General features: G+C 53.9%; 26 protein-coding genes and 1 pseudogene. 18 read left to right on the top strand and 9 right to left on the bottom strand.

Going from position 1 to position 24,500, the window contains the following annotated elements; translation table 11 throughout:
• Positions 1–62: 62 nt before the first annotated feature.
• The 3 genes from HB779_RS12355 to hemB form a co-directional block, all read right to left on the bottom strand.
• Positions 63–512 (bottom strand): hypothetical protein, encoded by a 450-nt coding sequence (locus tag HB779_RS12355; protein WP_188342692.1) that lies wholly within the window; start codon positions 510–512, stop codon positions 63–65.
• A 47-nt stretch (positions 513–559) separates the two neighbouring features.
• Entirely contained in the window at positions 560–973 is a 414-nt protein-coding gene (locus tag HB779_RS12360; RefSeq protein ID WP_371823924.1) for an RDD family protein, read from the bottom strand.
• A 301-nt stretch (positions 974–1,274) separates the two neighbouring features.
• Positions 1,275–2,312, bottom strand: a complete 1,038-nt coding sequence (gene hemB, locus HB779_RS12365; protein ID WP_188345903.1) for a porphobilinogen synthase — start codon at positions 2,310–2,312, stop codon at positions 1,275–1,277.
• A gap of 179 nt (positions 2,313–2,491) precedes the next feature.
• Between hemB and HB779_RS12370 the strand changes: the two genes are divergently transcribed.
• From HB779_RS12370 to HB779_RS12420, 11 genes and pseudogenes are all read left to right on the top strand, one after another.
• Positions 2,492–3,547 carry an enoyl-CoA hydratase/isomerase family protein gene (locus HB779_RS12370; RefSeq protein ID WP_188342694.1) on the top strand — a complete coding sequence of 352 codons (1,056 nt, stop codon included), beginning with the start codon at positions 2,492–2,494 and terminating at the stop codon, positions 3,545–3,547.
• The gene (locus HB779_RS12375; RefSeq protein WP_188342695.1) at positions 3,544–3,972 is read left to right on the top strand and encodes a DUF6163 family protein; all 429 of its coding nucleotides are present in this window, start codon (positions 3,544–3,546) and stop codon (positions 3,970–3,972) included. The genes HB779_RS12370 and HB779_RS12375 overlap by 4 nt, the downstream gene beginning before the upstream one ends.
• A gap of 149 nt (positions 3,973–4,121) precedes the next feature.
• Positions 4,122–4,637, top strand: a complete 516-nt coding sequence (gene ldtR, locus HB779_RS12380) for a transcriptional regulator LdtR (RefSeq protein ID WP_105735615.1) — start codon at positions 4,122–4,124, stop codon at positions 4,635–4,637.
• Positions 4,638–4,958: 321 nt separating this feature from the next.
• Positions 4,959–6,236, top strand: a complete 1,278-nt coding sequence (locus tag HB779_RS12385; RefSeq protein ID WP_188342696.1) for a murein L,D-transpeptidase — start codon at positions 4,959–4,961, stop codon at positions 6,234–6,236.
• Between the two features lie 181 nt (positions 6,237–6,417).
• Positions 6,418–7,728 carry a serine hydroxymethyltransferase gene (gene glyA, locus HB779_RS12390; RefSeq protein ID WP_188342697.1) on the top strand — a complete coding sequence of 437 codons (1,311 nt, stop codon included), beginning with the start codon at positions 6,418–6,420 and terminating at the stop codon, positions 7,726–7,728.
• 325 nt (positions 7,729–8,053) lie between these two features.
• Positions 8,054–8,536 (top strand): transcriptional regulator NrdR, encoded by a 483-nt coding sequence (gene nrdR, locus HB779_RS12395; protein WP_105735609.1) that lies wholly within the window; start codon positions 8,054–8,056, stop codon positions 8,534–8,536.
• Positions 8,537–8,541: 5 nt separating this feature from the next.
• Entirely contained in the window at positions 8,542–9,651 is a 1,110-nt protein-coding gene (gene ribD / locus HB779_RS12400) for a bifunctional diaminohydroxyphosphoribosylaminopyrimidine deaminase/5-amino-6-(5-phosphoribosylamino)uracil reductase RibD (RefSeq protein ID WP_188342698.1), read from the top strand.
• Between the two features lie 10 nt (positions 9,652–9,661).
• The gene (locus HB779_RS12405) at positions 9,662–10,276 is read left to right on the top strand and encodes a riboflavin synthase (RefSeq protein WP_188342699.1); all 615 of its coding nucleotides are present in this window, start codon (positions 9,662–9,664) and stop codon (positions 10,274–10,276) included.
• Positions 10,277–10,587: 311 nt separating this feature from the next.
• Positions 10,588–11,064, top strand: a complete 477-nt coding sequence (locus HB779_RS12410; protein ID WP_188345904.1) for a 6,7-dimethyl-8-ribityllumazine synthase — start codon at positions 10,588–10,590, stop codon at positions 11,062–11,064.
• Between the two features lie 4 nt (positions 11,065–11,068).
• Entirely contained in the window at positions 11,069–11,575 is a 507-nt protein-coding gene (gene nusB / locus HB779_RS12415) for a transcription antitermination factor NusB (RefSeq protein WP_188342700.1), read from the top strand.
• Positions 11,576–12,148: 573 nt separating this feature from the next.
• A pseudogene (locus HB779_RS12420) lies at positions 12,149–14,303 on the top strand (sodium-translocating pyrophosphatase).
• 80 nt (positions 14,304–14,383) lie between these two features.
• On the opposite strand, the gene HB779_RS12425 reads toward HB779_RS12420, so the two are convergent.
• Positions 14,384–14,890 (bottom strand): outer membrane protein assembly factor BamE, encoded by a 507-nt coding sequence (locus HB779_RS12425; RefSeq protein WP_188345905.1) that lies wholly within the window; start codon positions 14,888–14,890, stop codon positions 14,384–14,386.
• Positions 14,891–15,013: 123 nt separating this feature from the next.
• On the opposite strand from HB779_RS12425, the gene HB779_RS12430 reads away from it, so the two are divergent.
• The 6 genes from HB779_RS12430 to HB779_RS12455 all read left to right on the top strand — a co-directional run bounded on the left by HB779_RS12430 (position 15,014) and on the right by HB779_RS12455 (position 19,566).
• Positions 15,014–15,574, top strand: a complete 561-nt coding sequence (locus tag HB779_RS12430) for a ubiquinol-cytochrome C chaperone family protein (protein ID WP_188342701.1) — start codon at positions 15,014–15,016, stop codon at positions 15,572–15,574.
• Between the two features lie 13 nt (positions 15,575–15,587).
• Entirely contained in the window at positions 15,588–16,151 is a 564-nt protein-coding gene (locus tag HB779_RS12435) for a DUF177 domain-containing protein (RefSeq protein WP_188342702.1), read from the top strand.
• A gap of 222 nt (positions 16,152–16,373) precedes the next feature.
• The gene (gene plsX / locus HB779_RS12440) at positions 16,374–17,453 is read left to right on the top strand and encodes a phosphate acyltransferase PlsX (RefSeq protein ID WP_188342703.1); all 1,080 of its coding nucleotides are present in this window, start codon (positions 16,374–16,376) and stop codon (positions 17,451–17,453) included.
• 9 nt (positions 17,454–17,462) lie between these two features.
• The gene (locus tag HB779_RS12445; RefSeq protein WP_188342704.1) at positions 17,463–18,434 is read left to right on the top strand and encodes a beta-ketoacyl-ACP synthase III; all 972 of its coding nucleotides are present in this window, start codon (positions 17,463–17,465) and stop codon (positions 18,432–18,434) included.
• Positions 18,435–18,558: 124 nt separating this feature from the next.
• Positions 18,559–18,879, top strand: a complete 321-nt coding sequence (locus HB779_RS12450; RefSeq protein ID WP_091883889.1) for an integration host factor subunit alpha — start codon at positions 18,559–18,561, stop codon at positions 18,877–18,879.
• Positions 18,880–19,008: 129 nt separating this feature from the next.
• The gene (locus HB779_RS12455) at positions 19,009–19,566 is read left to right on the top strand and encodes a MerR family transcriptional regulator (RefSeq protein WP_188342705.1); all 558 of its coding nucleotides are present in this window, start codon (positions 19,009–19,011) and stop codon (positions 19,564–19,566) included.
• Between the two features lie 148 nt (positions 19,567–19,714).
• Here the strand turns inward: HB779_RS12455 and HB779_RS12460 are convergent, their stop codons facing one another.
• Together HB779_RS12460 and HB779_RS12465 are read right to left on the bottom strand one after the other, a co-directional pair.
• A complete protein-coding gene (locus HB779_RS12460) occupies positions 19,715–20,020 on the bottom strand; it encodes a hypothetical protein (RefSeq protein ID WP_188342706.1) in 306 nt (101 codons plus the stop codon).
• A 17-nt stretch (positions 20,021–20,037) separates the two neighbouring features.
• Positions 20,038–20,289: a DUF883 C-terminal domain-containing protein gene (locus tag HB779_RS12465; protein WP_188342707.1), complete on the bottom strand. Its 252-nt coding sequence runs from the start codon at positions 20,287–20,289 to the stop codon at positions 20,038–20,040.
• Between the two features lie 247 nt (positions 20,290–20,536).
• On the opposite strand from HB779_RS12465, the gene HB779_RS12470 reads away from it, so the two are divergent.
• Positions 20,537–21,028, top strand: coding sequence for a fasciclin domain-containing protein (locus tag HB779_RS12470; RefSeq protein WP_244642628.1), 492 nt, complete (start codon positions 20,537–20,539; stop codon positions 21,026–21,028).
• A gap of 87 nt (positions 21,029–21,115) precedes the next feature.
• Here the strand turns inward: HB779_RS12470 and HB779_RS12475 are convergent, their stop codons facing one another.
• The 3 genes from HB779_RS12475 to HB779_RS12485 all read right to left on the bottom strand — a co-directional run bounded on the left by HB779_RS12475 (position 21,116) and on the right by HB779_RS12485 (position 23,858).
• Positions 21,116–21,295, bottom strand: coding sequence for a hypothetical protein (locus HB779_RS12475; protein ID WP_188342709.1), 180 nt, complete (start codon positions 21,293–21,295; stop codon positions 21,116–21,118).
• Positions 21,296–21,784: 489 nt separating this feature from the next.
• Positions 21,785–22,891: a porin gene (locus HB779_RS12480; protein WP_188342710.1), complete on the bottom strand. Its 1,107-nt coding sequence runs from the start codon at positions 22,889–22,891 to the stop codon at positions 21,785–21,787.
• A gap of 316 nt (positions 22,892–23,207) precedes the next feature.
• A complete protein-coding gene (locus HB779_RS12485; RefSeq protein WP_188342711.1) occupies positions 23,208–23,858 on the bottom strand; it encodes a glutathione S-transferase family protein in 651 nt (216 codons plus the stop codon).
• Positions 23,859–24,500 lie beyond the last annotated feature (642 nt).

The raw sequence follows: 24,500 nt of genomic DNA on the forward strand, positions 1-24,500 counted from the left end.
ACGGTATGCAACTCCTATAGAATCGTAAGACCACTGATAACGTCAATTCAATTATATTGTATTCAGTCGTGAATGTCGTCATCCCGTTCTATTTTTGAATTCAAACCATAGCACCGTGAACCGTTCCATGAATGGCTGGGGGCATCGTGTGCCCCGCCTGTGGAATGGCCCCAGCGGCCATTGAACGACAGAAAATCCTGGGCGAAATGCACGGTCAGCAGCCCGGAGCCATATTTGTCAGTCCAGATCATTGTGCGCTCAGGCCCGGTTTCGATCTCGTTTTCGGTCAGCGTGCCCATGACGAGCCCGTCTGCAGCATCGATCTGGTACGTTCCAAAAACATGCCCGTCCCTGCCGACATTCAGAATAGTTTCAATATCCTGATAGTCGCCGTTTGAAATCACTTCGCCACAAAACCGTCCGGCAGGAGATGCAGCCAGACTATTGCCAATACCGAGGCTGTAGAAAAAGAGCGCCATGAAGGCGAAGGCGTAAAGCCTGAGATGTGTCATGGTTATGACCGGTAAATGAAGAAGGCTCCCGATCGGGAGCCCTCGGATTAATTGTATGCGCGTACGACAACCGTACCTAGAAGCAGGTCGTGGACCGTGCGTTTGCGGTCCAAAACGAATGTCGCAAGGAGAATGAACGGTGTCAGTACCACGTTCAATCCCCAGAAAAGCACCGTATGGACGATGGCAAGCAGACCATCGACCTTTTGTCCATCCAGACGCTCGAGCTTCAAGCCCATCATCTGCATACCTTTGGTTGCCTGACGCGAGCCGCCGAGTGTGGACGCGACATAAGCAAGCGCCACAGCCGGGAACATGATGCCATAAAGCATCCAGCCAAGGCCCAGCGTCGCAACGCCAAGAATGGCGATCACAATAGCGACGGGGATGCATAGGAAAAACACGATGACGTAATCCATCAGGAACGCGAAAACGCGGCTGGACCGCACGCCCTGATACATCCGCCAGTCGTCCAGGCGGTTGGTGATTATTTCGCCGTCAAGCGCGCTCGTATTCATTTCGTTTCCCGTTTCAAACACACGGACACAGCGCCGTGCTCTTGCAGTTGGGAATTCTAGAATAGAAATTCAAGGAGTTTCTGTCGAATAGGGTTGCACGTGGCCTTGTGCGTGGTTCGACAAGCTCACCATGAGGGAGTGGGATGGGTTGCAAAGCCAATCTGCAATTTTGCAGAACTAGCTCCCTGCAATCCTCACCTTCCCTCATGGTGAGCTTGTCGAACCACTTACAAAATTTATGCAATCAGAGCCCAGCCTTCAGACGCTCTGCAACCAAAGGGGCAAAATAAGTCAGGATGCCATCACAACCGGCACGCTTGAATGCGAGCAGTGTTTCCATCATCACCCGCTCTTCGTCGATCCAGCCATTGGCACCCGCAGCCTTGATCATCGTATATTCACCCGACACCTGATAGGCGAATGTCGGCACAGAGAATGTTTCCTTGAGGCGGTGAATGATATCGAGATAGGGCAGGCCCGGCTTGACCATCAGGGAATCCGCACCTTCCGCCAGATCCTGTTCCGCTTCGCGAATGGCTTCATCCGTATTGGCCGGGTCGATGTAGTAGGTCTTCTTGTCACCCTTGAGACGGCCGGACGTGCCGATGGCCTCGCGGTAGGGACCATAGAAAGCCGACGCGAATTTCGTGGCATAGGCCATGATAGCAACATCCTGAAAACCGTTCTGGTCCAGTGCTTCGCGAATAGCGCCAATGCGGCCGTCCATCATGTCCGATGGCGCAATGATATCGGCGCCAGCGGCAGCCTGTAGCACCGCACCGCGAGTGATCTGCGCCACTGTCTCGTCATTGACGATGATACCATCGCGCAAAATGCCATCATGACCGTGACTGGTGAATGGATCGAGAGCCACATCGGTGATAATGCCGATTTCCGGCACTGCGTCCTTGATCGCCCGCGTGGCACGGTTGATCAGATTGTCCGCGTCAAGAATACCGGAGCCGGTCTGGTCGCGCAGGCTTGGATCGATATTGGCAAAGGTTGCAATGGCCGGAATACCAAGTTTCGCGGCACGCTCTGCCTCGCGCGCCGCCATATCGACGGAAAAACGCTGAACGCCGGGCATGGCAGCAATGTCTTCGCGCCGATTCGTGCCTTCGCATAAAAAGATTGGCCAGATGAGATCGTTGACCGTCAGCTGGTTCTCCTGAACCAGCCGGCGCGACCAGTCCGCTTTGCGCATACGGCGCAGACGGCGGCTCTGCGTGATTTCATCGACGGTCCTGCCGGTGCTGGCGTGAAAAGGCGAAACTTTGTTCATCATTGCTGCCCTGTCCGTATGAGGCGGACTTTCTTCCTGTTGTTTGGAACGTTTCCAGATATTGGAAACGGTTTTAACAGGCTTCACCCCGTGGACCAAGATGCTTGGCAAGAGATGTGATCCATTGACGCGGTATGCCGGAGTTTCCTAACCTCACGATAATGAACAAGGAGGGGTGTATGGAAATCGATTTTGGCGGCGAGGGCGAAATCGCATTTGAAACCAGGGGGAAGGCCGGGTTGGTTCGCCTGACCCGCCCGAAGGCCCTGAATGCGCTGACGCCTGTCATGGTCAGGGCCATGTACCGCGCCTTGCAAGCCTGGGCCGCTGATCCTGAAATTCACTGCGTGGTTGTCGAGGGCGAGGGGCGGGCCTTTTGCGCTGGCGGCGATATTCTTGCGGTCTATCGTGCGGGAAAAGCCGGAGCACCACTTTACGACTTCTTCCATGACGAATACCGGTTGAACGCTTTTATAAGACACTTTCCCAAACCCTATATATCGCTGATCGACGGAATTGTGATGGGCGGCGGCGTTGGGATTTCCGTCCACGGCTCGCACCGCATCGTCACCGAGAATGTCATGTTCGCCATGCCGGAAGTCGGAATCGGTTTCTTTCCGGATGTGGGTGGTAGCGCCTTCCTGCCGCATTTGCCTGAGCATTTTGGCACATATCTCGCCCTGACCGGCAATCGAATTCGCCAGGGAGATTGTCTGCAGAGCGGTATCGCTACCCATGCAATTCGGGCTGAACACAAGGAAGCTATCCGCCACGCTTTGATCAAAACCGGTGACCCTGCTGAAGCCCTGCGCGATAAAACGATCAATCCGGACTATGAAACCAGCGAGAAAATACGCGATATGATCGGCGTTCTGTTCGATCCGCAAACTCTGGGCGGCTGTCTTATTCGCTTGGCCGCTGCCGGAGTAAATGAAAACGAAGATGCGCAGCGGGTTCTGGATATTGTCAGGACGCGCTCTCCAACCAGCCTGCATGTGACGTTCAGGCAGATCGAAGAAGGGCGTGATCTCGACATGGATCAATGCATGCAAATGGAATACCGCATCCTGTCCAGAATGCTGGAGAACCATGACTTTTATGAAGGTGTCCGCGCGCTTCTCGTCGATAAGGACAATGCGCCCGCGTGGCAGCCGGCAACCATTGAAGATGTCACACCTGAAATGATTGATGCCTATTTTGCGCCACTGGGTGAGCGGGAACTGCAGCTTACATGATCGAGAAAGCCACTCATCTGCCATTTGACGCAACATTGGCCCAGACCGGCTTCATCTGGTTGCTCCGCGTGGTGTCTATTTATTGCCTTGTGGCAGGTGTCGGCTATTGGGTGCAGATCATGGGTTATTATGAAGGCCTGCTCTGGCGCTTTGATCTGATGCCCTGGCAATGGAAGGTGGCCTCCGTTTCGCTTGCCATGCTGTTTCCGGTCGCATCCACCGGCCTTTGGATGATGGTATCATGGGGTCCGGTCATCTGGTTCGTCGCCGCGCTTGGCGAAACACTGATGTTCACGGTGTTCTCGGAGTACTTCTTTTATAGGCCGATTATCGCCGTCATTCATGGCTGTGTGGCGCTGCTCTATATTGCCTTCCGCATTGTACTTTTCCTGCAGAAACGTCAACAGGCCATGCCTGTGCGCTGACAGGGCGGTAAGTCTTCGTTAAGCCTGAAATTGCATCCTTCATGGTAAGATACTGTTAAGTCTGAGTTTTAATTCGAATTTTATGCGTATTGGATAGTGTTGCCTCAACGGTGAGAAAAATACACCGAAACAACAGTGAGGCAGGTATTATGAACAACATACAGAGAAAGTCTGGAACGAGCCCGCATGCAACCGTCAATGATACAGCATTGCGGACTCTTTATCTTGAAGCACTCCAGTTGGTCGAACGTTTGCATCGTCGTTTACTTGACGTTGTCAAAGATGAATTCGACCGGAATGGCCGCAGCGACATCAATGCGATCCAGGCATTGCTGCTTTTCAACATCGGTAATGCTGAATTGACCGCTGGTGAACTGCGCAGCCGCGGTTACTATCTCGGCTCAAACGTTTCCTACAATCTGAAGAAACTGGTCGAACTCGGCTTCATTTCCCATGAACGTTCACGCACCGACCGCCGTTCGGTCCGGGTTAGCCTGACCGAGAAGGGCAACGAAGTGGCCGAACTGGTTGCAGGTCTCTACGAGCGCCATGTAGCTTCGATTGAACATGTCGGTGGCATCAAGGCTGAAGAGTTCCAGTCCATGAACAAGGCGTTGCAGCGTCTTGATCGCTTCTGGAATGATACAATCGCCTACCGCATGTAAGTTCAGTCCATTCTGCAAACAAAAGCCCGGCTTCGCACCATGCGAAGGCGGCTTTGCTGTGGGTTGCTTTAATCACTGGTTTTACAGTCATTAATCCGCCATAATGCCGTGAAAATGCGGCAAGAGTTATTCCAGTTTCAGTGAAGCTCTCATGTTGGCTCCGCACGGGCTGATCGGCGTTTGAACCATCACGATTACGCTATCGGTGCGAAAGTTGCTGTTTGTTAAGGGTGTTCCTGATAATTTTGGAAACCATAGTCGCCGCTATGCGTTACAGGCGGCAGGCTGGCTGCAGAACTTCCAATTGGGTTGGGCATTATTATGAAGAATTTTAAATCATCAGGGCTTGATCGCCGCGCGTTCCTCACGGGAGTGGCCACTGCTGGTTTGGCTGCCATAACATCGTCCGCCTGGGCCGATGATACGGCAATCAATGATATCCTTGCCTCTCCACGCCGCGGCAATTGGGACGATCAGTTTGATGCGCGTTCAAGCGCGCATGCCAAAGTTGCCAGTTTCCAGCCAATCGCCAGCCCTGAAACAGTCTCCTTCGTTGAGGCCGCCATCAATTCGTATAGCCAGATCGTCGCCAATGGCGGCTGGCCCAATGTGCCTGTCACGACCAAATTGCAGCTGGGCGTTGTCGATCCATCGGTCGCTATTTTGCGCAAGCGCCTGATGGTTTCAGGCGATCTGTCGGCGAGCGCCGGTGTTTCCAATTCATTTGATACCTATGTTGATGCGGCGGTGAAGCGTTTCCAGACCCGTCATGGTCTGCCTGCCGACGGCGTTATGGGACAGTTCACCATTGCCGCCATGAATATTCCTGCCAACATTCGCCTTGGCCAGTTGCAGACCAATCTCGAACGCGTACGCACGCTCGCCGGTGCAAATCAGGGTGGCCGTTATGTCATGGTCAACATTCCTGCTGCCCAGATTGAAGCTGTCGAAGGTGGCCGCGTCGTTCAGCGCCATACCGCCATTGTCGGCAAGATCGACCGTCAGACGCCGATTCTCGACTCCAAGATTTCCGAGGTCATCCTCAATCCTTACTGGACGGCACCAAAGTCTATCATCCAGAAAGATATTATTCCGCTGATGCGCAAGGACCCGACATACCTCACGCGCAACAAGATCCGCCTGTTCAACGAACAGCGCCAGGAAGTACCGCCGGAAAGCGTTGACTGGAATACGGATGATGCAGTCAAGCTGATGTTCCGTCAGGATCCGGGCAAGATCAACGCCATGTCCTCCACGAAGATCAACTTCGCCAATCCGTATGCTGTCTACATGCATGACACACCGCAGCAGGGCAATTTCAACAAGCTCATGCGCTTTGATTCGTCCGGCTGCGTGCGCGTCCAGAATGTTCGCGATCTGAATGTATGGCTGCTGCGCAACACGCCGGGCTGGGACCGTCAGACCATGGATGCGACGATCAAATCCGGCGTCAACACGCCGATTGCGGTTACCGATCCGGTTCCGCTGCACTTCGTTTACGTGTCTGCCTGGTCAACCGGCGACGGTGTTGTCCAGCTGCGCGACGATATTTACGAGCGTGATGGTCAGCAGGCCCTGTCGATTGGCACCAACACCTGATCTTCGCTTTTAGAGATTTTCCATTGGAAAGACCGCCTTCGGGCGGTCTTTTTGCATTTGAACCGTGGATGGCGGTTTCGGGCTAGTGCTTTTCGCCCACCGGCCATTGGCCTTGATCATTTAAGTATGATAATGCGCCGGAATACCTACTCACTTACCGGCAAATGAGGGTCAAGACACCATGTCGAATGCAAGCGCTTCCGTTGCAGATACCTTTTTCAACGCGTCACTCGAAGACATCGATCCGGAAATCTTCAGCTCCATCCGCAAGGAACTTGGCCGTCAGCGCCATGAAATCGAGCTGATCGCTTCGGAAAATATTGTTTCGCGCGCCGTGCTTGAAGCACAGGGCTCGATCATGACCAACAAATATGCTGAGGGATATCCGGGCAAGCGCTACTATGGCGGCTGCCAGTTTGTTGATATTGCTGAAGAATTGGCCATTGAGCGCGCCAAGAAGCTGTTCAATTGCGAATTCGCAAATGTTCAGCCGAATTCGGGCAGCCAGATGAATCAGGCGGTCTTCCTGGCTCTTCTGCAGCCGGGCGATACATTCATGGGTCTCGATCTCAACTCCGGCGGTCACCTCACGCACGGTTCGCCGGTCAACATGTCCGGCAAATGGTTCAATGTTGTTTCCTACGGTGTGCGTCAGGACGACAACCTGCTCGATATGGCCGAAATCGAACGTCTGGCGCATCAGCACAAGCCAAAGCTGATCATCGCCGGTGGTACTGCCTATTCGCGCGTCTGGGATTTTGAACGTTTCCGTCAGATCGCCGATGCCGTTGGTGCCTATCTTATGGTCGATATGGCGCACATCGCCGGCCTCGTTGCTGCCGGTGTCCATCCATCGCCGCTACCCCATGCGCATGTGACCACAACGACAACGCACAAATCCCTGCGCGGTCCGCGTGGCGGCATGATCCTGACCAACGACGCGGATATCGCCAAGAAGATCAATTCGGCTGTATTCCCCGGCCTGCAGGGCGGCCCGCTGATGCATGTCATCGCAGCCAAGGCCGTGGCTTTCGGCGAAGCGCTGAAGCCGGAGTTCAAGACCTATGGCGAGAATGTTGTCACCAACGCCCGCACGCTGGCTGAATCGCTCAAGAAAAACGGTCTTAACATCGTATCCGGCGGCACTGACAATCACCTGATGCTGGTTGATCTGCGTCCAAAGAATGCAACAGGCAAGCGTGCGGAGGCTGCTCTCGGCCGCGCCAACGTTACCTGCAACAAGAATGGCATTCCTTTTGACCCGGAAAAGCCATTCGTAACATCAGGTGTTCGCCTCGGCACACCGGCAGGAACAACGCGTGGCTTCGGCCCGGCAGAATTCACCGAAATCGGCAATCTGATTTCGGAAGTTCTGGATGGTTTGAAGGTTGCCAATTCCGACGAGGGCAATGCAGCGGTTGAAAAGGCCGTGCAGCAGAAGGTTGTCGCCCTGACTGACCGCTTCCCGCTCTATCCCTATCTCGGCCAGTAAGCATTGATTGTTTTTGAAAAATGGCGGCCTTGTGCCGCCATTTTTGTTTGCAGTTGCAGGAAGATCGCGCGTGGTTCGACAAGCTCACCATGAGGGAGAGTGAGGATTGCAACGCCCATTCTGCGATGTTGCAGAAGTATCCCTTCCTGCAGTCCTCCATGTCCCTCATGGTGAGCTTGTCGAACCACGCACAATGACTTTGCCGCCTACATCCAACCGTCCCAACCGTTTCTTTGACACATCGTCGCGGTGAGAGTGCTTTTATATCGTACCGAAAGACACTATCTTCTCATCGATTTCAGAATCATCTCCAGAAAGCCGAACGATGCGTTGTCCCTATTGCCAGTCTGAGGATACTCAGGTGAAAGATTCCCGCCCAGCCGAAGATGGGGCGGTGATCCGCAGACGGCGTATTTGTACCGTATGCGGCGGACGGTTCACGACTTTTGAACGGGTGCAACTGCGGGACCTGAGCGTTATCAAGAAGAGCGGCCGCAAGGTCGCGTTTGATCGCGACAAGCTGATGCGTTCCGTCGAAGTGGCGTTGCGCAAGCGGCAGGTCGATCCGGAGCGGGTTGAGCGCGCCGTATCAGGAATTGTCCGCCAGCTGGAAAGTTCGGGTGAACCTGAAGTCTCGTCCGATGAAATCGGCCGTCTGGTCATGGATGCGCTCAAAGGGATTGATGACATCGCTTATATCCGCTTTGCATCGGTTTACCGCAATTTCCGCGAGGCAAAAGACTTCCATAACGTGATCGACGAAATCACGGCTGGTGACGTCGCTTCCGATCCGGTCGAGGATGAGTGAATTCCATGAGCCAATCGGAGCAGAGCGCGCTTGACCGGCGTTTCATGGCTGCAGCCATTCGTCTGTCGCGCAGCCATAAGGGCCTGACCGGCACAAACCCGTCGGTAGCAACGCTGATCGTCAACGACGGCGTGATTGTCGGCCGCGGCGTGACTGCCATTGGCGGTCGTCCGCATGCGGAAACGCAAGCACTGGCCGAGGCGGGCGAAAAGGCGAGGGGTGCCACCGCTTATGTGACGCTCGAACCATGCGCGCATCATGGCAAGACACCGCCCTGCGCCGATGCGCTGGTGACATCTGGCGTTACGCGCGTGGTTTCTGCCGCCAATGATCCGGATGATCGCGTTGCAGGCAAAGGCTATGCCATTTTGCGTAATGCAGGCGTTGAGGTTGTGACCGGTATTCTGGCCGCTGAAGCGGCGGATTATCTCGCCGGTTACTTGATTCGATCATCGAAAAAACGTCCGGAAGTGACTCTGAAGCTTGCACTTTCCAGTGATGGCTACATTGGCAAATCCGGTCTTGGCCAACTGGCTATAACCGGTGCAGTTTCGCGTGCACAGGTGCATATGATGCGGGCCGAATCCGATGCCATTCTCATCGGGGTCGGCACGGCGCTGGCTGATGATCCCGAATTGACCTGCCGCTTGCCGGGACTGACAGATCGCTCACCGCTTCGCATTGTGCTCGACAGCCAGTTGCGGCTGCCGTTGCACAGCAAACTGGTACAAAGCGCCGCCAGTGTTCCCGTATGGATTGCCGCTAGTGCACAAGCTGATCCGGTAAAACGCCAAGCGCTAGTTGCAGCAGGGTGCCGAATGCTGGCAACCGAAACCGATTGCGGTGCCACAGCGCTGCCGGAACTGCTCGATGATTTGGCCGCGCAGGGCATTGGCATGCTGATGGTGGAGGGGGGCGCTGCCGTGGCCTCGGCCTTTCTGCAGGATGGTCTCGTTGATCGTCTGGCGCTTTTTGAAGGACCGGTTGCAATCGGCAATGAGGCCGGGGTTGCAGTTCCCGAGCTTGCTTCCCATATCGCTCGTGACTTCACATTGTTGCGTGATGATCGTTTCGGTGACGATCAATATCGCGAATATATACGCCCCATCGTCTAAGGAAGCAGAAATGTTCACGGGAATTGTTACGGATATCGGCAAGATTGGTCATATAAAGCCGTTGAACGAGGGCGTGCTTTTGCGGGTGGAAACCAGTTACGACCCGCAGACCATCGAGATCGGTGCATCCATAGCCTGTTCCGGCGTTTGTCTTACCGTCGTGACCTTGCCCGAAAAGGGCTCGAATGCCCGCTGGTTCGAAGTCGAAGCCTGGGAAGAAGCTTTGCGCCTGACCAGCATTGCCGGCTGGAAAAACGGGACCCGTATCAATCTCGAACGGTCATTGAAGCTCGGTGATGAAATGGGCGGTCATCTGGTCTCCGGCCATATCGATGCGATGGCTGACATCATCAAGCGCGAAGACGAGGGCGATGCTGTTCGGTTCACCTTGCGTGTGCCGGAAGTCCTGGCGCGATTCATTGCCCCAAAGGGTTCGGTGGCGCTCGATGGGACGTCCTTGACGGTCAACAGTGTCAATGACAATGAATTCGACGTTCTGCTGATCCGTCACTCGCTTGAAGTCACCACATGGGGTGACCGCAAGGCGGGCGACAAGGTCAATATCGAGATCGATCAGATGGCGAGATACGCAGCACGGCTTGCAGAATATCCGAAATCAGCCTAGGACCACATCTAGAGCCTTTCTTGCTTAAATAGAATCGTTCTGCCGGAGGGAATTTGTGGACAAGGCCAAGGGGTTTGGCGAGACCGATGTTTATCCATCGGGCGAAGTCAAAGCCCGCAGGAATTGGCTCAAATTCACCCGGCCCTTTGGTTTCCGGCTGGCGGCCAACCACTTTGTCAGGCAGCTTCGTCCGATGGATGCACATCGGCCTCGCTACCTTCCGCGTGGATTGTCTCGCCATCCGAGAAACAGAACTGTTTCTATTTAAACAAGAAAGGCTCTAAGGTGGAGCAGCTCCGCCAATCCCATTGATCCTTGGAGTTTTCCATGTCCAAAAAAAGGCGCATGCGCCACATCTGTTGATCGTGGAAGCGCGATTCTATGACGATTTGTCCGATGCCTTGTTGAACGGCGCCAAACTGGCGCTTGACGAAGGCAAGGCGAGCTATGACGTCGTTACTGTTCCCGGCGCACTTGAAGTGCCTGCTGCCATTTCCTTTGCACTTGATGCAGCGGAAGATGGCGGAACAGAGTATGATGGCTTTGTGGCGCTTGGTACTGTCATTCGCGGCGAGACCTATCATTTCGATATTGTTGCCAACGAATCCTGCCGCGCACTGATGGAATTGGCCGTTGATGAGAGCATTGCCATTGGCAATGGCATTCTCACGGTTGAGAATGAAGAGCAGGCATGGGCACGTGCCCGCCGTGAAGACAAGGACAAGGGTGGCTTTGCAGCACGTGCTGCACTGACCATGATTGCCCTTAAGGAAAAACTTGGAGCCTGACCGGATGCCTTCTTCCAAAGATGGGCAAAGTCCCGTTGTAAAGACCGCAAACAAGCGCGGTGTTGCCCGTCTGGCTGCAGTTCAGGCCCTGTATCAGATGGACGTAGCCGGTACCGGCGTACTTGAGGTGGTAGCAGAATATGAAGCGCACCGTCTTGGCAAAGAAGTCGACGGCACGCAATATCTTGATGCTGATCCCCAGTGGTTTCGTGCCATTGTCGCCGGTGTTGTCGCCGAACAGACAGCGCTTGATCCGATGATCCGTCAGGCATTGACCGAAGACTGGCCGCTGTCCCGTCTCGACTCGACGCTGCGCGCCATTCTGCGCGCTGGTATCTGGGAGTTGAAGAACCGCCCCGATGTGCCGACTGCTGTTATCGTGTCGGAATATATCGACATCGCCAAGGCTTTTTACACGGACGAAGAGCCCAAGCTCGTCAATGCCGTTCTCGACCGTCTGGCATTCGAGCTTCGCGGTGAAAGCCGCGGCACGAAGAACACGCACAGCTGAGCTTTCGATAAAGCATTCAGCAAATCCCATGGATTACTGCATTCCTATCGTGCGTGGTTCGACAAGCTCACCATGAGGGATAGTGCGGATTGCATTTTTGTGCGCCTCTCTCTCCGTCATCCTCGGGCTTGACCCGAGGACCCAAGGCTAAGAGGCACCGCTACCTCAATTGGTTCAATGTATTCCAGATTTTGGAGTACCCGGTGAAGTTAAATTTGAAATCTGCTCAGCTGAAGCCCATTGTTGCCCATGCTCGTCAGTTATGGGTCCTCGGGTCAAGCCCGAGGATGACGGATTGGAAAGCGCCGAGGTTCCAACCCAGCATCAATCTCCCTCATGGTGAGCTTGTCGTACCACGCACCGCCTGCCACAAACCATGGACAATATTGGTTGAATTCTCAGAGCTTGCGCCAACCCTAAGCCGTCTCAGCGAAAGGCCTTGACCTTTTCACATTCGCTTCGCTACTCCTAGTGCATACGGTCGCGTTTCTGCCGGCCTGGCAGATTTTGCGTGCCGTACCGAACCTGATCCGGGGAGGGGTTATTTTTCGGGTCAAAATCTGAGGGAGTGGCATGACTATACTGTTTCTCGTCATCGCCTGCGGTCTGCTTTCTGTCATATACGCTTTCTGGGCCACCCAATCGGTGCTCGCAGCGGATCAAGGCAATGCGCGCATGCAAGAAATCGCCGGTGCTATCCGCGAAGGAGCACAGGCTTATCTCACACGTCAGTACACGACGATCGCCATTGTTGGCGTCGTTGTCTTTCTCGCAGTCTGGTATCTCTTGTCTTCAACAGCCGCGATTGGTTTTCTGATCGGGGCGGTCTTATCGGGTCTGGCCGGTTTCATCGGCATGCACGTTTCTGTTCGGGCCAATGTGCGCACAGCACAAGCCGCATCGCGCAGTCTTGCTGCCGGTCTTGAAATCGCGTTCAAATCCGGCGCCATCACGGGCATGCTCGTGGCGGGCCTCGCGCTGCTCGGCGTCTCGGTTTATTATTATATTCTGACCGGTCCCATGGGCTATTTGCCTGCGGACCGCGTTGTCATTGATGCGCTTGTCTCCCTCGGGTTCGGTGCGTCACTCATTTCGATCTTTGCCCGTCTTGGCGGCGGTATTTTCACCAAGGGCGCCGACGTTGGCGGCGATCTCGTTGGCAAAGTCGAAGCTGGAATACCGGAAGATGATCCACGCAATCCGGCAACCATTGCTGACAACGTTGGTGACAATGTTGGTGACTGCGCCGGTATGGCCGCTGATCTGTTCGAAACCTATGCGGTGACCATCGTTGCCACCATGGTTCTGGGGGGCGATCTTCTTTGCCGCCACGCCTGTCCTGGGCAATATCATGCTCTATCCCTTGGCCATTTGCGGCGCCTGCATCATCACGTCGATTGCCGGTACGTTTTTCGTCAAGCTGGGCGCCAACAATTCGATCATGGGCGCTCTCTATAAGGGCTTGATCGTCACGGGCCTGCTTTCCATCGTCGGCCTTGCCGCAGCGACATCGCTGACCATCGGCTGGGGTGAAGTTGGTGTTGTCGCCGGCAAGTCGATCACAGGGATCAATCTGTTTTATTGCGGCCTAGTTGGGCTTGTCGTAACCGGATTGATCGTCGTCATTACCGAATATTATACCGGCACCAACAAACGCCCGGTCAATTCGATTGCTCAGGCATCGGTCACCGGCCACGGCACCAACGTCATTCAGGGCCTTGCGGTTTCGCTTGAATCCACAGCACTTCCGGCTCTGGTCATCGTTGGCGGCATCATCTCCACTTATCAGTTTGCAGGGCTCTTCGGCACGGGTATTGCCGTGACAGCCATGCTGGGTATTGCGGGTATGATTGTTGCGCTGGACGCTTTCGGTCCGGTTACCGACAATGCCGGTGGTATTGCGGAAATGGCGGGTCTTGATCCGGAAGTGCGTAAGTCCACCGATGCGCTGGATGCGGTTGGCAACACCACCAAGGCAGTCACCAAGGGCTATGCCATCGGTTCTGCCGGTCTTGGTGCTCTGGTGCTGTTCGCGGCCTATTCCAACGATCTGCAGTTCTTCATCACGGAAGCAAACAAGGACGGCTCGACACTCTTTTCCTACTTCAAGGGAATGGGTTCCGTATCCTTCGAACTTTCCAATCCTTACGTGGTGGCCGGCCTGATCTTCGGTGGCCTCATCCCTTATCTCTTCGGCGGTATCGCGATGACAGCCGTTGGCCGTGCAGCAGGGTCGGTCGTGGAAGAAGTGCGCAGGCAGTTCCGCGAAAAACCGGGCATCATGGCTGGTACCGAGCGCCCTGATTATGCGCGTGCGGTGGATATTCTCACCCGTGCGGCAATCAAGGAAATGATCATTCCGTCGCTTCTGCCGGTATTGGCTCCGCTTGTCGTTTATTTCGGCGTGCTGCTGATTTCCGGTTCCAAGGCTTCGGCGTTTGCGGCGCTGGGTGCCTCGCTTCTCGGCGTTATCATCAATGGTATCTTTGTTGCCATCTCGATGACGTCAGGCGGCGGTGCATGGGATAATGCGAAAAAGTCCTTTGAAGACGGTTTTGTCGATAAGGATGGTGTTCGTCACATGAAGGGATCAGAAGCACACAAGGCCTCGGTCACAGGCGACACGGTGGGCGATCCCTACAAGGATACTGCAGGCCCTGCGGTCAATCCGGCGATCAAGATCACCAACATTGTCGCGCTGCTCCTGCTGGCTGTGCTTGCACACTAGCAATTGGTAAAGCGACCAACAAAAACCCGCGAAACATGGTTTCGCGGGTTTTTTCATTCTTGGCCGGGTTGACCGAATGATTATTGGCCGGGAGGAGCAGAGCCTGCAAGTGAGCCAGGTGCCTTGCCGACGCCCGCAAGCAGCTGACCAAGGAACGAAAGATCCTTGCCGCCTGTCGGCGTGGTGCGTGAAATGAAGTCGAAGACCTTGCCGTCCTGCAATCCGTAATTGGAAATGTTGGCGACCTTGCTGTTCTTGTCGAAATACACGGCCAGAATGCGCCGCTCGGTCACCTTGGGCTGCATGAAGGCGACACTGCGTTTCCGCTTCTGCGAAATATAATAGAAAACTTCGTTGTCGAAGGTTGCCGTTGATGAGGGGCTGCCAAGCGACAGCATGACCTGTTCGCGGCTGGAGCCGACCGGTACAAACTCGAGCGCCTTCTCGTCAAGAACATAGCCTTCCGAGAATGTTTCGGATGGATTGAGATCGGCGGTCTTACAGCCAGCAAGCCCCACGACAAAAACCAGAGCTCCAGCGAGAAGATATTCCCGTGAACGATCGGTCTTGAAAATCCGCTGCAACAACGACATCTCCATTTCAATAGTGGGCGCAAGTCTTTCGCTGCCCGCAGAACTTCGGTAAACCACCTTGAAGTCCGATGCAACTGGCGACTCGTGTTGCGACCTGACCCAAGTGAAAGCACATATATGATTCTCAGTTTATTCAGCCGTAAGGCCAAAGCAAATGAGGCTATTACCACTGCCCTCTACGATGCGATCGTGGCGGCGGCGCGGCAGCCACACTTCTATTCTGACTTTGAGGTGCCGGATTCCCCGTTGGGGCGCTATGAAATGCTGTCTTTGCACGTTTTTCTGTTCGTTCGCAGGATCAAGGGCAGAACGCCAGCTTTGAAAATCGTGGGGCAGGAAGTAACGGACGAGTTCTTTCGCGATGTCGATCATTCCCTGCGGGAACTTGGAATTGGCGATTCAGGCATTCCCAAACGCATGAAAAAGCTTGCACGCATGTTTTATGGCCGGGTTGAGTCCTACGACAAGGCGTTGCAGGATAACGACCGTCCGGCTCTGGCTGCCGCTCTGGCACGCAATGTCCGGCCTGACAGCGCGGATTGGGCAGGCGCGGTTGCTTTGGCGGATTATGTTATTCGGGTGGTTCTGCTCTTGGAAACACAAGCCGATGAGGATATTGCCGGCGGCCAGGTACTATTCCCTGACGCTGAGGCTGGCGTCGAACCACAACAGAATTGAGAAAGGGCGCTTGATGACACGCAATTTGGATGGCGCACTGAGCTTCCCGGTTTCGGTGAAGCGGCTGCCGCAGAAGGGCCTTACGATCAAAATTGAAGCCGATGAGCGCGAGCGCATTGCGCTGCGCGATTTTCATGAGTTGCAGGATGTCACATCTTTCAAAGCCGATCTTCAGATCGTTCCCTGGAAGAAGGATGGTGTGCGTGTGCGCGGCACGGTGAAGGCGGCGATTGTTCAGTCATGCATTGTAACGTGGGAACCCGTCGATGCAATTATCGACGCGGAGGTTGATACGCTCTTTGTTCCTGAACATTCTAAACTGGCGCGTCTTCCAGTCGATGAAAACGGCGAACTGATCATCAGCGCCGACGGTCCTGATATACCGGAGACATTTTCTGGCGATATGCTGGATGCAGGCGCGATTGCTGAAGAGTTCTTTGAGCTCGCAATTGATCCATATCCACGTAAGGAAGGCGTGCCGGATCAGCCTATCGAAGTTACTTTTGGCGAGGATAATGAGACGGAAAAGCCGGTCAACCCTTTCGCAAGCCTGAAGGATTGGAAGCAAAAGCCTTGATCCTGACGAATTCCTCGTAGCAGCTATCAAAATGACGTTGGGATGGTCTATAAGAGTTCGAAAATAACAGGTGCAGGGGCAAAGTTTTCACGATGATTCCGAGTTATGTGCCCGCGTATTGGCAGATTCCGGTTGTACAGCGGCGGAAATTGACTATTTTCGCCGAGTCTTTGAGCAATTGATAAACCCAGCAAGCCTACTCACTGAACAGGACAATCAAGAGTGATCAGAATTTCCATTGATGCCATGGGCGGTGATTTCGGTCCTGAGATCGTCATTCCCGGCCTGGCAACGGCGCTGGAGCGCCATCCTGATATCCAGTTCGTGATCTTCGGTCGTGAAGAAGAAGTAAAGCCCGTTCTTGACCGCCACCCCGCGCTTTCCAGCTCCATATTCCATCACTGCGATGTTTCCGTGCGTATGGATGAGAAACCCAGCCAGGCCCTGCGCAATGGCCGTTGGAAGTCTTCCATGTGGCGTTCGATCGAAGCGGTAAAGACCGGCGAGGCCGATGTCTGTGTGTCAGCGGGCAATACCGGTGCTCTGATGGCAATGTCCAAGTTCTGTTTGCGCACCATGGCCAATGTTGAACGGCCCGCCATTGCCGGTATCTGGCCAACATTGCGCGGCGAGAGCATTGTCCTTGATATCGGCGCGACGATTGGCGCCGATGCCCAGCAGCTTGTCGATTATGCCGTTATGGGTGCGGCTATGGCGCGTTCGCTGTTTGAGATAAAGCGCCCCACAATTGGCTTGCTCAATGTCGGCGTCGAGGAAATTAAAGGTCAGGATGACGTGAAGGACGCGGCACGCATTTTGCGCGAAATTCCGTTGCCAAGCCTTGAATATTACGGTTTCGTCGAGGGCGATGACATTGGCAAGGGCACCGTTGACGTAGTGGTCACCGAAGGCTTTACCGGAAATATTGCGCTGAAGGCGGCCGAAGGTACGGCGAAGCAATTTGCCCAGTATCTGCGCGACGGCATGAACCGCACTTGGATGGCCAAGATTGGCTATCTTTTCGCCAAGGGTGCGTTTGATCGCTTGCGCGAGAAGATGGACCCGCGCAAGACCAATGGCGGTGTTTTCCTCGGCCTCAATGGCATTGTTATCAAAAGCCATGGCGGCACGGATGCGCTCGGTTTCGCTGCAGCCATCGATGTCGGCTATGATATGGCCAAGAACCGGCTCTTGGACAAGATCGCTGCCGATTTGAGTCATTTTCACAAAAGCCCGGTCGGCGTCGCATTCAAAGGCGAGGCCGAGAACGATACCGAAGCTGAGATAGAACCACAGGCGTAGGAAAAATAAATGATCCGGTCCGTTGTCAGAGGTGTAGGGGCTGCCAAGCCAGCACGTCTTGTTAAAAATGCCGATCTCGAGGGTATTGTCGAAACGTCCGACGAATGGATCGTCCAGCGTACGGGTATCCGCCAGCGCTATATTGCAGGCGAGGGGGAAACGACCGCATCGCTTGGCGAGGCTGCCGCGCGCGCCGCGCTCGACAATGCGGGCATGACACCCGATGATATAGACCTGATCATTTTGGCCACATCGACACCGGACAATACGTTTCCGGCATCTGCGGTGGATATTCAGGCGCGCCTCGGCATGACGCATGGTTTCGCGTTTGACATGCAGGCGGTCTGTTCCGGCTTCGTTTATGCGATCACGACAGCTGATTTGTATATTCGCGGTGGCATGGCCAAGCGCGTGTTGGTTATCGGTTCCGAAACGTTCTCACGTCTTCTCGACTGGAATGACCGTACGACGTGCGTGCTCTTCGGTGATGGCGCCGGTGCTGTTGTGCTTGAGGGCGACGAGGGACGAGGTCTGACGTCTGATCGCGGCATCCTGACAGCCAATTTGCGTTCCGACGGTTCTCACAAACAGAAATTGTATGTGGACGGTGGGCCATCGACCACACAAACGGTCGGTCATTTGCGCATGGAGGGCCGTGAGGTTTTCAAACATGCGGTTGGAATGATCACCGATGTCATCGAGGCTTCCTTCTCTGAAGCTGGTATTACGGCCGAAGATATTGATTGGTTTGTGCCGCATCAGGCCAACAAGCGCATCATTGATGCTTCGGCCAAAAAATTGAACCTGGCGGAAGAGAAAGTCGTCATCACCGTCGATCAGCACGGTAATACCTCGGCGGCTTCTGTGCCGCTTGCTCTGGCAACAGCTGTTGCCGATGGGCGCATTAAGCAAGGTGATCTTGTGTTGCTTGAAGCGATGGGCGGGGGCTTTACGTGGGGTGCAGTTCTGCTACGGTGGTGATGGTCCGGTTGGGTCAGCAGATTGTTTTATCAACTGTTTTTACCTGCTTGCCCTATCGGATTTGATCCTATAACTTCCGCTTCCACCTTGATAGTTTTGCAACAAACGAGAGCTTAGAGATCGTATGGGGGGTAAGACCATTACGCGCGCTGATCTGGCCGAAGCAGTCTATCGTAAGGTAGGGCTTTCGCGAACAGAGTCAGCTTCACTTGTCGAGACCATTCTTGACGAAGTGTGTGATGCAATTGTTCGTGGCGAGACAGTGAAATTGTCGTCTTTCGCCACGTTTCAGGTGAGAGACAAGAACGAACGCATTGGCCGCAACCCGAAGACGGGTGAAGAGGTGCCTATATTGCCGCGCCGGGTCATGACGTTCAAAGCGTCCAATGTGCTCAAGCAGCGCATTCTGCGCTCTCATCAGGCGAGAAAAAAGAAATCAGCCTAGTGAATTGCATGGCCTGACAGGCTTTGTCAGCGAGATTGCTGTGGGGCAATCTCGCGTTGTACTTGAAAATCACTGCATAAACCGCTGAAATGGGGGTCGAATCAGATTTTCTCCTGAAAGGGTGAAAACATGGACAAGAGTCCCGACGCCTTTAGAACTATCAGCGAAGTCGCAGAAGACCTCGATCTTCCCCAGCATGTCCTGCGTTTCTGGGAAACACGGTTCACTCACATTAAGCCAATGAAACGTGGCGGCGGCCGGCGTTATTACCGGCCTTTGGACGTCGATCTCCTCAAGGGCATCCGTCATCTCCTGTACGATCAGGGATATACAATCAAGGGCGTACAGCGGCTTCTACGGGAAAACGGCACGCAGTTTATCATCGCGCTTGGCAGCGGCGATACGGCTGCGGCAGAAGCCATCAGCCAGCAAAAGCAGGCGGCCGTACGCGAAGAAGAGGCTATATCGGCTGAGCAAGACCGCGCTGATGCTGCCGAAGAAGCCGCAGTCATGGGCTCCGGCAAATCTGCGCCGCATGGGCGCCGGCTCTTTGGATTGCTCAAGGGAGATGATGAAGGTCCGGTTGCAGCTGACGGAAAACGTCTTTCAAAAGATAACCGGACATTGCTTCAGGAAACGCTTTTCGACCTTTTGGAATGCAAGCGCCTGTTGGACCAGGTAAGATAAGCTTTTTTATAACAAAAAACCCAGCTTTCACCGAAATGAAAGCTGGGATTTGGGGTCGGCTGTGGGGTTCAGCCTAGCTGGTTGGGGGACCAGTGCATTAATAACGGCGCTGTTTGATAAAAGTTCCGCCGCTAAAATAAAAATATTTTTAGCGGGCCAGCATGCCGATGACGATTCCGAGCCCTGCGATGATCATCAGTGTGGACACTGAATTCTGTGTTTGTATATCGCCAACCTTCTTCGCTTGATGTCCCACAGCGCGCGCTGCTCTGCGCCCGCCGTCTTTGATGGCGTCGAATGTCGAATTATCATCATCCGTGAGATCATCGAGCAGTTGGACGCCTTTATTTGAGAGTGACTTGGTAAGCGCAGCAAGATCCTGTTTCAGATCTTCAATTTCACGCTTCAATCGCGCTTGATCGTCTTCATTGCGGATTGCTTCTGCATTATCCATGTCAAACATCCTTTATTTCAACGCCGGGAAATCAGGCCGATCAGCAATGCGGCACCTGCCACAATCGCCAGCGTAACCAGCGGGTTTTCCTTGGCGGTATCTGCCGCATAGCGGACCTGTTTGGTTGCGACGCGCTTTACATCGTCGAATTTTTCGCTGCCCAAGTCTGAGAGAGAAGCGGTAATTTTCGATATCTCTTTGCGCAAGGCTGCGATCTGCTCCTCAACATCACCCTGGATATCATCTGCGTTCTTGGAAAATAGTGCCATTCTGAATGCTCCTGTAAATGGGACAGGACTACAACGGGCAGGGGCTGCTTATGTTCCTATGCTTTTTTGCGAAAATCTCCGCATCGGATAATAATAAATTCAACCAAGAGAAACTTTCACGCTCCAGCCTTCGTAATTGTTTGCATTCCCCAGGACGGGGAGGCAAACGCGGAGCAAAAAAATGGGTAAATTGACTGCAGGTATTTTCGCTGGCCTATTGGCACTGACAGCGCTGGGCGGAACTGCAATGGCGAAGGACAACCCGATGGTTGGCGGCGCCCCTATGTATGCCAACAAGAACATTATCGAGAACGCTGTTAATTCGAAGGACCACACAACGCTTGTTGCAGCGGTCAAGGCTGCAGGACTGGTTGAAACCCTTCAGGGGAAGGGCCCTTTCACAGTTTTTGCACCAACAAATGAAGCTTTCGCCGCGCTGCCCAAGGGCACCGTTGATACGTTGTTGAAGCCGGAAAACAAGGCAACGCTCACAAAGGTCCTGACCTGCCACGTGGTGGCTGCTGATGCCATGTCAGCAACCATCAAGAAGATGATCAAGGATGATGGTGGGGCACACAAGGTAAAGACTGTTGGCGGTTGTGTCCTGACAGTCAGCCAGAAGGGTGGAAAGATTTCCATCAAGGATGAAAAGGGCAACGTGGCTCACGTCACGATTGCCGACGTCAAGCAGTCAAACGGCGTAATTCACGTCATCGACAAGGTTCTTCTGCCAAAATAAGACGGCGCAGAACGCTGCCAAGAGCATGTCACAACGAATGCCCGCTGCCGAAGAAACGGTGGCGGGCTTTTTCATTGAAACTCTTCGTTACTTGACGTGCTCCTTGAAGCGCCTGTGGCTGAAACCACCCTTGGCCAGACGCAGGATTGAAGAGAGTTTTGTTGGATCGCAAGCGGCCTTTGGAATCTGTCCGCTCACCTTCTGCATCGTCTTTGGCGAAGCAGGCTTTGCATGGTGTGGGGTATGATGAAGAATCGCTTCTCCCATAGTCTGTCACTCCCTGACGGCCAACCGCCTTTGGCTTGTGCCAAAGACTCGATGGGTATTTTGCAGGCGTGTCCAAATTGTACGATGCTTAAAAGCTTGTGCAGCGCATTTGATAGAGTGTCAGTCGGGCCTTCCGGGCTTTAAACTCAGTGCGAATGTTTCGCTTGGTATGCCAGCAAGATGATCGCAATGACTGCAAGCAAGATATCAAGATCACGCATATCCGTAACCTCCTGCATTCTCATGGGAGCTTATCGTAAAATATGCCTCTATCCAAATCACAACATGTAGAGCGGCGGTTTTGGGTGATCGCAAAATAAAAAACGGTGAGCCGTTAAGCTCACCGTTTAAAAAATGACGTGACTGGAGATCTCATCATCCCAGTTTGGCAATGCAGTCCTTCTCCATTACCAAACAAAATGTTTGTTGGGCCAAGGCCTGATAATCCGGGGGCAGGCCCCCGGATCTGTCTTCAAATCCCCAAAAGGATTAGAAGTTGCGCTGGAAGCGGATCATGCCACCGAATGCATCGTCTTTGCCGCCGATGCGGCTTTCAGCGAAGTCCTTACGGGCGCCATCGAACTTGGTGTAGCTGATTTCAGGCGTGATAACGAAGCCAGGAACCAGTTCGTATGCAACGTTTGCTGTCGCAGCGTAGGTGCCTTCGGATTCGTAGGCGACCTGTGCATTGACAGTTGCCTTGTCCGAAACCTTGGCGGAGAGACCACCCCAAGCAGCCCAATCACCTTCCCAGGTGCCGTACCAGTTACGCTTGCCGCGTGGTGCATCGTCGTAGTTGGACTGATAGCCACCCATGACGAAGGCAGAAACGGTGTCTGTGAACTTCACATCCAAACGAACCTTGCCGCCGAATTCTTCAACAACGGAGTCATAACCGCCAACAGCGGAGATTGCACCCCAAGCCTGCTCGAACTTCACACCTGCCAGAACATGTGGCATGTAGTCGTCGATACGATAGTCGTAGCTGAAATAGCTGGCATCCTGTACACGGCCCTGTTCAGCGCCGATGATTGCCGAGAAACCATTGCCAGCATTGAACGTGTAGCTGACCTGATTGCTTACGCCAGACTGGTAGTTGATCACGTCGTCGTTGATGACCTTGCCAGCAGCGCCTGTCCACGAACCGAACAGTGCATCGCTAACGCCGATGCGGAAGCCGCCGAGCTCAATGTAAGCCTGCGGAAGTTCTGTTGCATTGGCACCGTTCGTGTACTGGAAGCGGGTTTCAATGTACGAACGCAATGTGCCGAGTTCGGTTTCCGAACGGGCATCGAAACGTACTGTCGCACGTGTGCGGAAGTAGTAAGTGCCATCGCTCTCAGGATCGCTGCCCTGATTGACGTGACCGCCAGTATAAACGCTGTCGCCGCCCTTGACGTCAGCGCGCAGATAGCCGCCGATTTTCAGGCAGGTTTCGGTGCCTGGAATGTAAAAGAAGCCTTTGCCGTATGCATCGCAAACGCGAACATATTCGACGGCTTCTGGTTCAGCGACGACAACTGCATCGGCAGCGCGTGCGCCAGTTACTGCAACCAGGGCTGCAGCGGAGCCGAGTAGAAGGCTCTTGATATTCATTGTTGCTCTCCATGAGATTGGTAGTGACAATTTGGTATTCCGCGACTTTGGTCGTAGAGTCAAACGTCAAATTACAAATCCGTAATGTTGGCAACGAACGTTTTATTATTGTTGCGAATTTGCAACTGTAAGATTAGTTCAAGTAAATATAAAGTAATTATACAAGAGTACTTAAATAAGTAGATATATCACGGTATTGTAACAAAAATGTGATGAACATTTAAAATATACCGAAAAACTTCCCATGTTGTTCCGCTGTTTAGAATGCGGCCAAGGGTGCGCTGAACGCTAGCTGTCGATCCGGTGCGAGCTTTTCTCAGCGGGTAGATTCCGCAGTGAAAACCTCCAGCTGAGCCGCGAAGGCGCGCTTGTATGCGGGCCGTGCTTCGCCGCGTGCCACGTAGGCATCAAGATTTGGATATTCCGCCAATATTCCCGATCGTCTCAGCCTGAGCAACACGTGAACCATCATGAGGTCACCGGCGCTGAACGTGCCGTCGAGCCAGTTGGCATCACCGAGCCGGGTGGAAAGTTCGCCCAGCCGATCCCTGATGCGGTCGTCAATGAGAGGCAGGCGCTCAGCGGTCCAGCTCCTGTCTCCCTCCGCAAACATGGCAACTTGACGCTCAATGATCGGCTGCTCCACGGTGCCGACTGCGGCAAACATCCATGTGATCGCGCGTGCCCGCGCATTGGCATCGTCCGGCAACAGGCCCGCATAGCGCTGTGCGATATGGAATACGATCGCCCCCGACTCGAACAGAGTGAGATCGCCTTCCTCATAGGTCGGGATCTGCCCGAAAGGATGCAGCGCCAGATGCGCGGGTTCTTTCATTGCCTTGAAGGATACAAGACGGACATCGTAGGGCTGAGCCACTTCTTCAAGCGCCCAGCGAACGCGCATGTCACGCGCCAGACCTTTGCCTTGATCGGGGGAGCGTTCAAAGACTGTAATGGTAATCGTCATCGCTGTTCTCCATAGCTTGCTGCATTGAAGACGATTGGCTAAGCGGGAATCCGACATTCTGTGCTCGAGAAAATTCCCGTGGTCACTTCAAACGTAGTTCAACGAGGCGTCTCCGCTGTTGTTGGACATCAGTTAAAGCGTTTCAGAACCGGCTCTGTTTAATTCAGAATATCAAAGAGAGAGAAAAGCAGCAGTTCTCCCAACGCAATGAACCACAGAACAAGCACTGTGATTCCGCTTAAACTTTTCCTGCTTGTATCACTGCGCATGACGTTCTTGACCATTTTCGACAATTCGGCCGGAAATTGCCAAACGTAGATTGCAAGGTAATTACGCTGTTCCGATTTTGTTAAAATGGATGCCGAGCGGCCAGATGCTAAGCGACGTTTCCTAGCAGCGAGCATTTGCTCGAGAATGGGAATTAAAGACGGCCACGTCCTTTCGTGGCAGCGGGAGAGACGTCAATCAGCCCACCCGACCCTATCCTAAAGCTGATAGCAGTCGCGCCGTGCCCTTGCGGGCAGGGTCTTCTGACATTTTTTTATTTGAATAGATAGATCGTCCTTGATCGGCTACGCGAGCTTTTTTGACCTTGCGCGATAATATCTGGAGCTTGATATCGTTTGACCTCTATTTCAGCTT

This window comes from Phyllobacterium sp. 628, assembly GCF_014189505.1.
Classification (GTDB): Bacteria; Pseudomonadota; Alphaproteobacteria; order Rhizobiales; family Rhizobiaceae; genus Phyllobacterium.

Excerpts from the sequence above, each read along its gene's own strand:
- HB779_RS12355 (WP_188342692.1), bottom strand. The coding sequence starts at position 512 with ATGACACATCTCAGGCTTTACGCCTTCGCCTTCATGGCGCTCTTTTTC.
- HB779_RS12360 (WP_371823924.1), bottom strand. The coding sequence starts at position 973 with ATGTATCAGGGCGTGCGGTCCAGCCGCGTTTTCGCGTTCCTGATGGAT.
- hemB (WP_188345903.1), bottom strand. The coding sequence starts at position 2,312 with ATGAACAAAGTTTCGCCTTTTCACGCCAGCACCGGCAGGACCGTCGAT.
- HB779_RS12370 (WP_188342694.1), top strand. The coding sequence starts at position 2,492 with ATGGAAATCGATTTTGGCGGCGAGGGCGAAATCGCATTTGAAACCAGG.
- HB779_RS12375 (WP_188342695.1), top strand. The coding sequence starts at position 3,544 with ATGATCGAGAAAGCCACTCATCTGCCATTTGACGCAACATTGGCCCAG.
- ldtR (WP_105735615.1), top strand. The coding sequence starts at position 4,122 with ATGAACAACATACAGAGAAAGTCTGGAACGAGCCCGCATGCAACCGTC.
- HB779_RS12385 (WP_188342696.1), top strand. The coding sequence starts at position 4,959 with ATGAAGAATTTTAAATCATCAGGGCTTGATCGCCGCGCGTTCCTCACG.
- glyA (WP_188342697.1), top strand. The coding sequence starts at position 6,418 with ATGTCGAATGCAAGCGCTTCCGTTGCAGATACCTTTTTCAACGCGTCA.
- nrdR (WP_105735609.1), top strand. The coding sequence starts at position 8,054 with ATGCGTTGTCCCTATTGCCAGTCTGAGGATACTCAGGTGAAAGATTCC.
- ribD (WP_188342698.1), top strand. The coding sequence starts at position 8,542 with ATGAGCCAATCGGAGCAGAGCGCGCTTGACCGGCGTTTCATGGCTGCA.
- HB779_RS12405 (WP_188342699.1), top strand. The coding sequence starts at position 9,662 with ATGTTCACGGGAATTGTTACGGATATCGGCAAGATTGGTCATATAAAG.
- nusB (WP_188342700.1), top strand. The coding sequence starts at position 11,069 with ATGCCTTCTTCCAAAGATGGGCAAAGTCCCGTTGTAAAGACCGCAAAC.
- HB779_RS12430 (WP_188342701.1), top strand. The coding sequence starts at position 15,014 with ATGATTCTCAGTTTATTCAGCCGTAAGGCCAAAGCAAATGAGGCTATT.
- HB779_RS12435 (WP_188342702.1), top strand. The coding sequence starts at position 15,588 with ATGACACGCAATTTGGATGGCGCACTGAGCTTCCCGGTTTCGGTGAAG.
- HB779_RS12445 (WP_188342704.1), top strand. The coding sequence starts at position 17,463 with ATGATCCGGTCCGTTGTCAGAGGTGTAGGGGCTGCCAAGCCAGCACGT.
- HB779_RS12450 (WP_091883889.1), top strand. The coding sequence starts at position 18,559 with ATGGGGGGTAAGACCATTACGCGCGCTGATCTGGCCGAAGCAGTCTAT.
- HB779_RS12455 (WP_188342705.1), top strand. The coding sequence starts at position 19,009 with ATGGACAAGAGTCCCGACGCCTTTAGAACTATCAGCGAAGTCGCAGAA.
- HB779_RS12460 (WP_188342706.1), bottom strand. The coding sequence starts at position 20,020 with ATGGATAATGCAGAAGCAATCCGCAATGAAGACGATCAAGCGCGATTG.
- HB779_RS12465 (WP_188342707.1), bottom strand. The coding sequence starts at position 20,289 with ATGGCACTATTTTCCAAGAACGCAGATGATATCCAGGGTGATGTTGAG.
- HB779_RS12470 (WP_244642628.1), top strand. The coding sequence starts at position 20,537 with ATGGCGAAGGACAACCCGATGGTTGGCGGCGCCCCTATGTATGCCAAC.
- HB779_RS12475 (WP_188342709.1), bottom strand. The coding sequence starts at position 21,295 with ATGGGAGAAGCGATTCTTCATCATACCCCACACCATGCAAAGCCTGCT.
- HB779_RS12480 (WP_188342710.1), bottom strand. The coding sequence starts at position 22,891 with ATGAATATCAAGAGCCTTCTACTCGGCTCCGCTGCAGCCCTGGTTGCA.
- HB779_RS12485 (WP_188342711.1), bottom strand. The coding sequence starts at position 23,858 with ATGACGATTACCATTACAGTCTTTGAACGCTCCCCCGATCAAGGCAAA.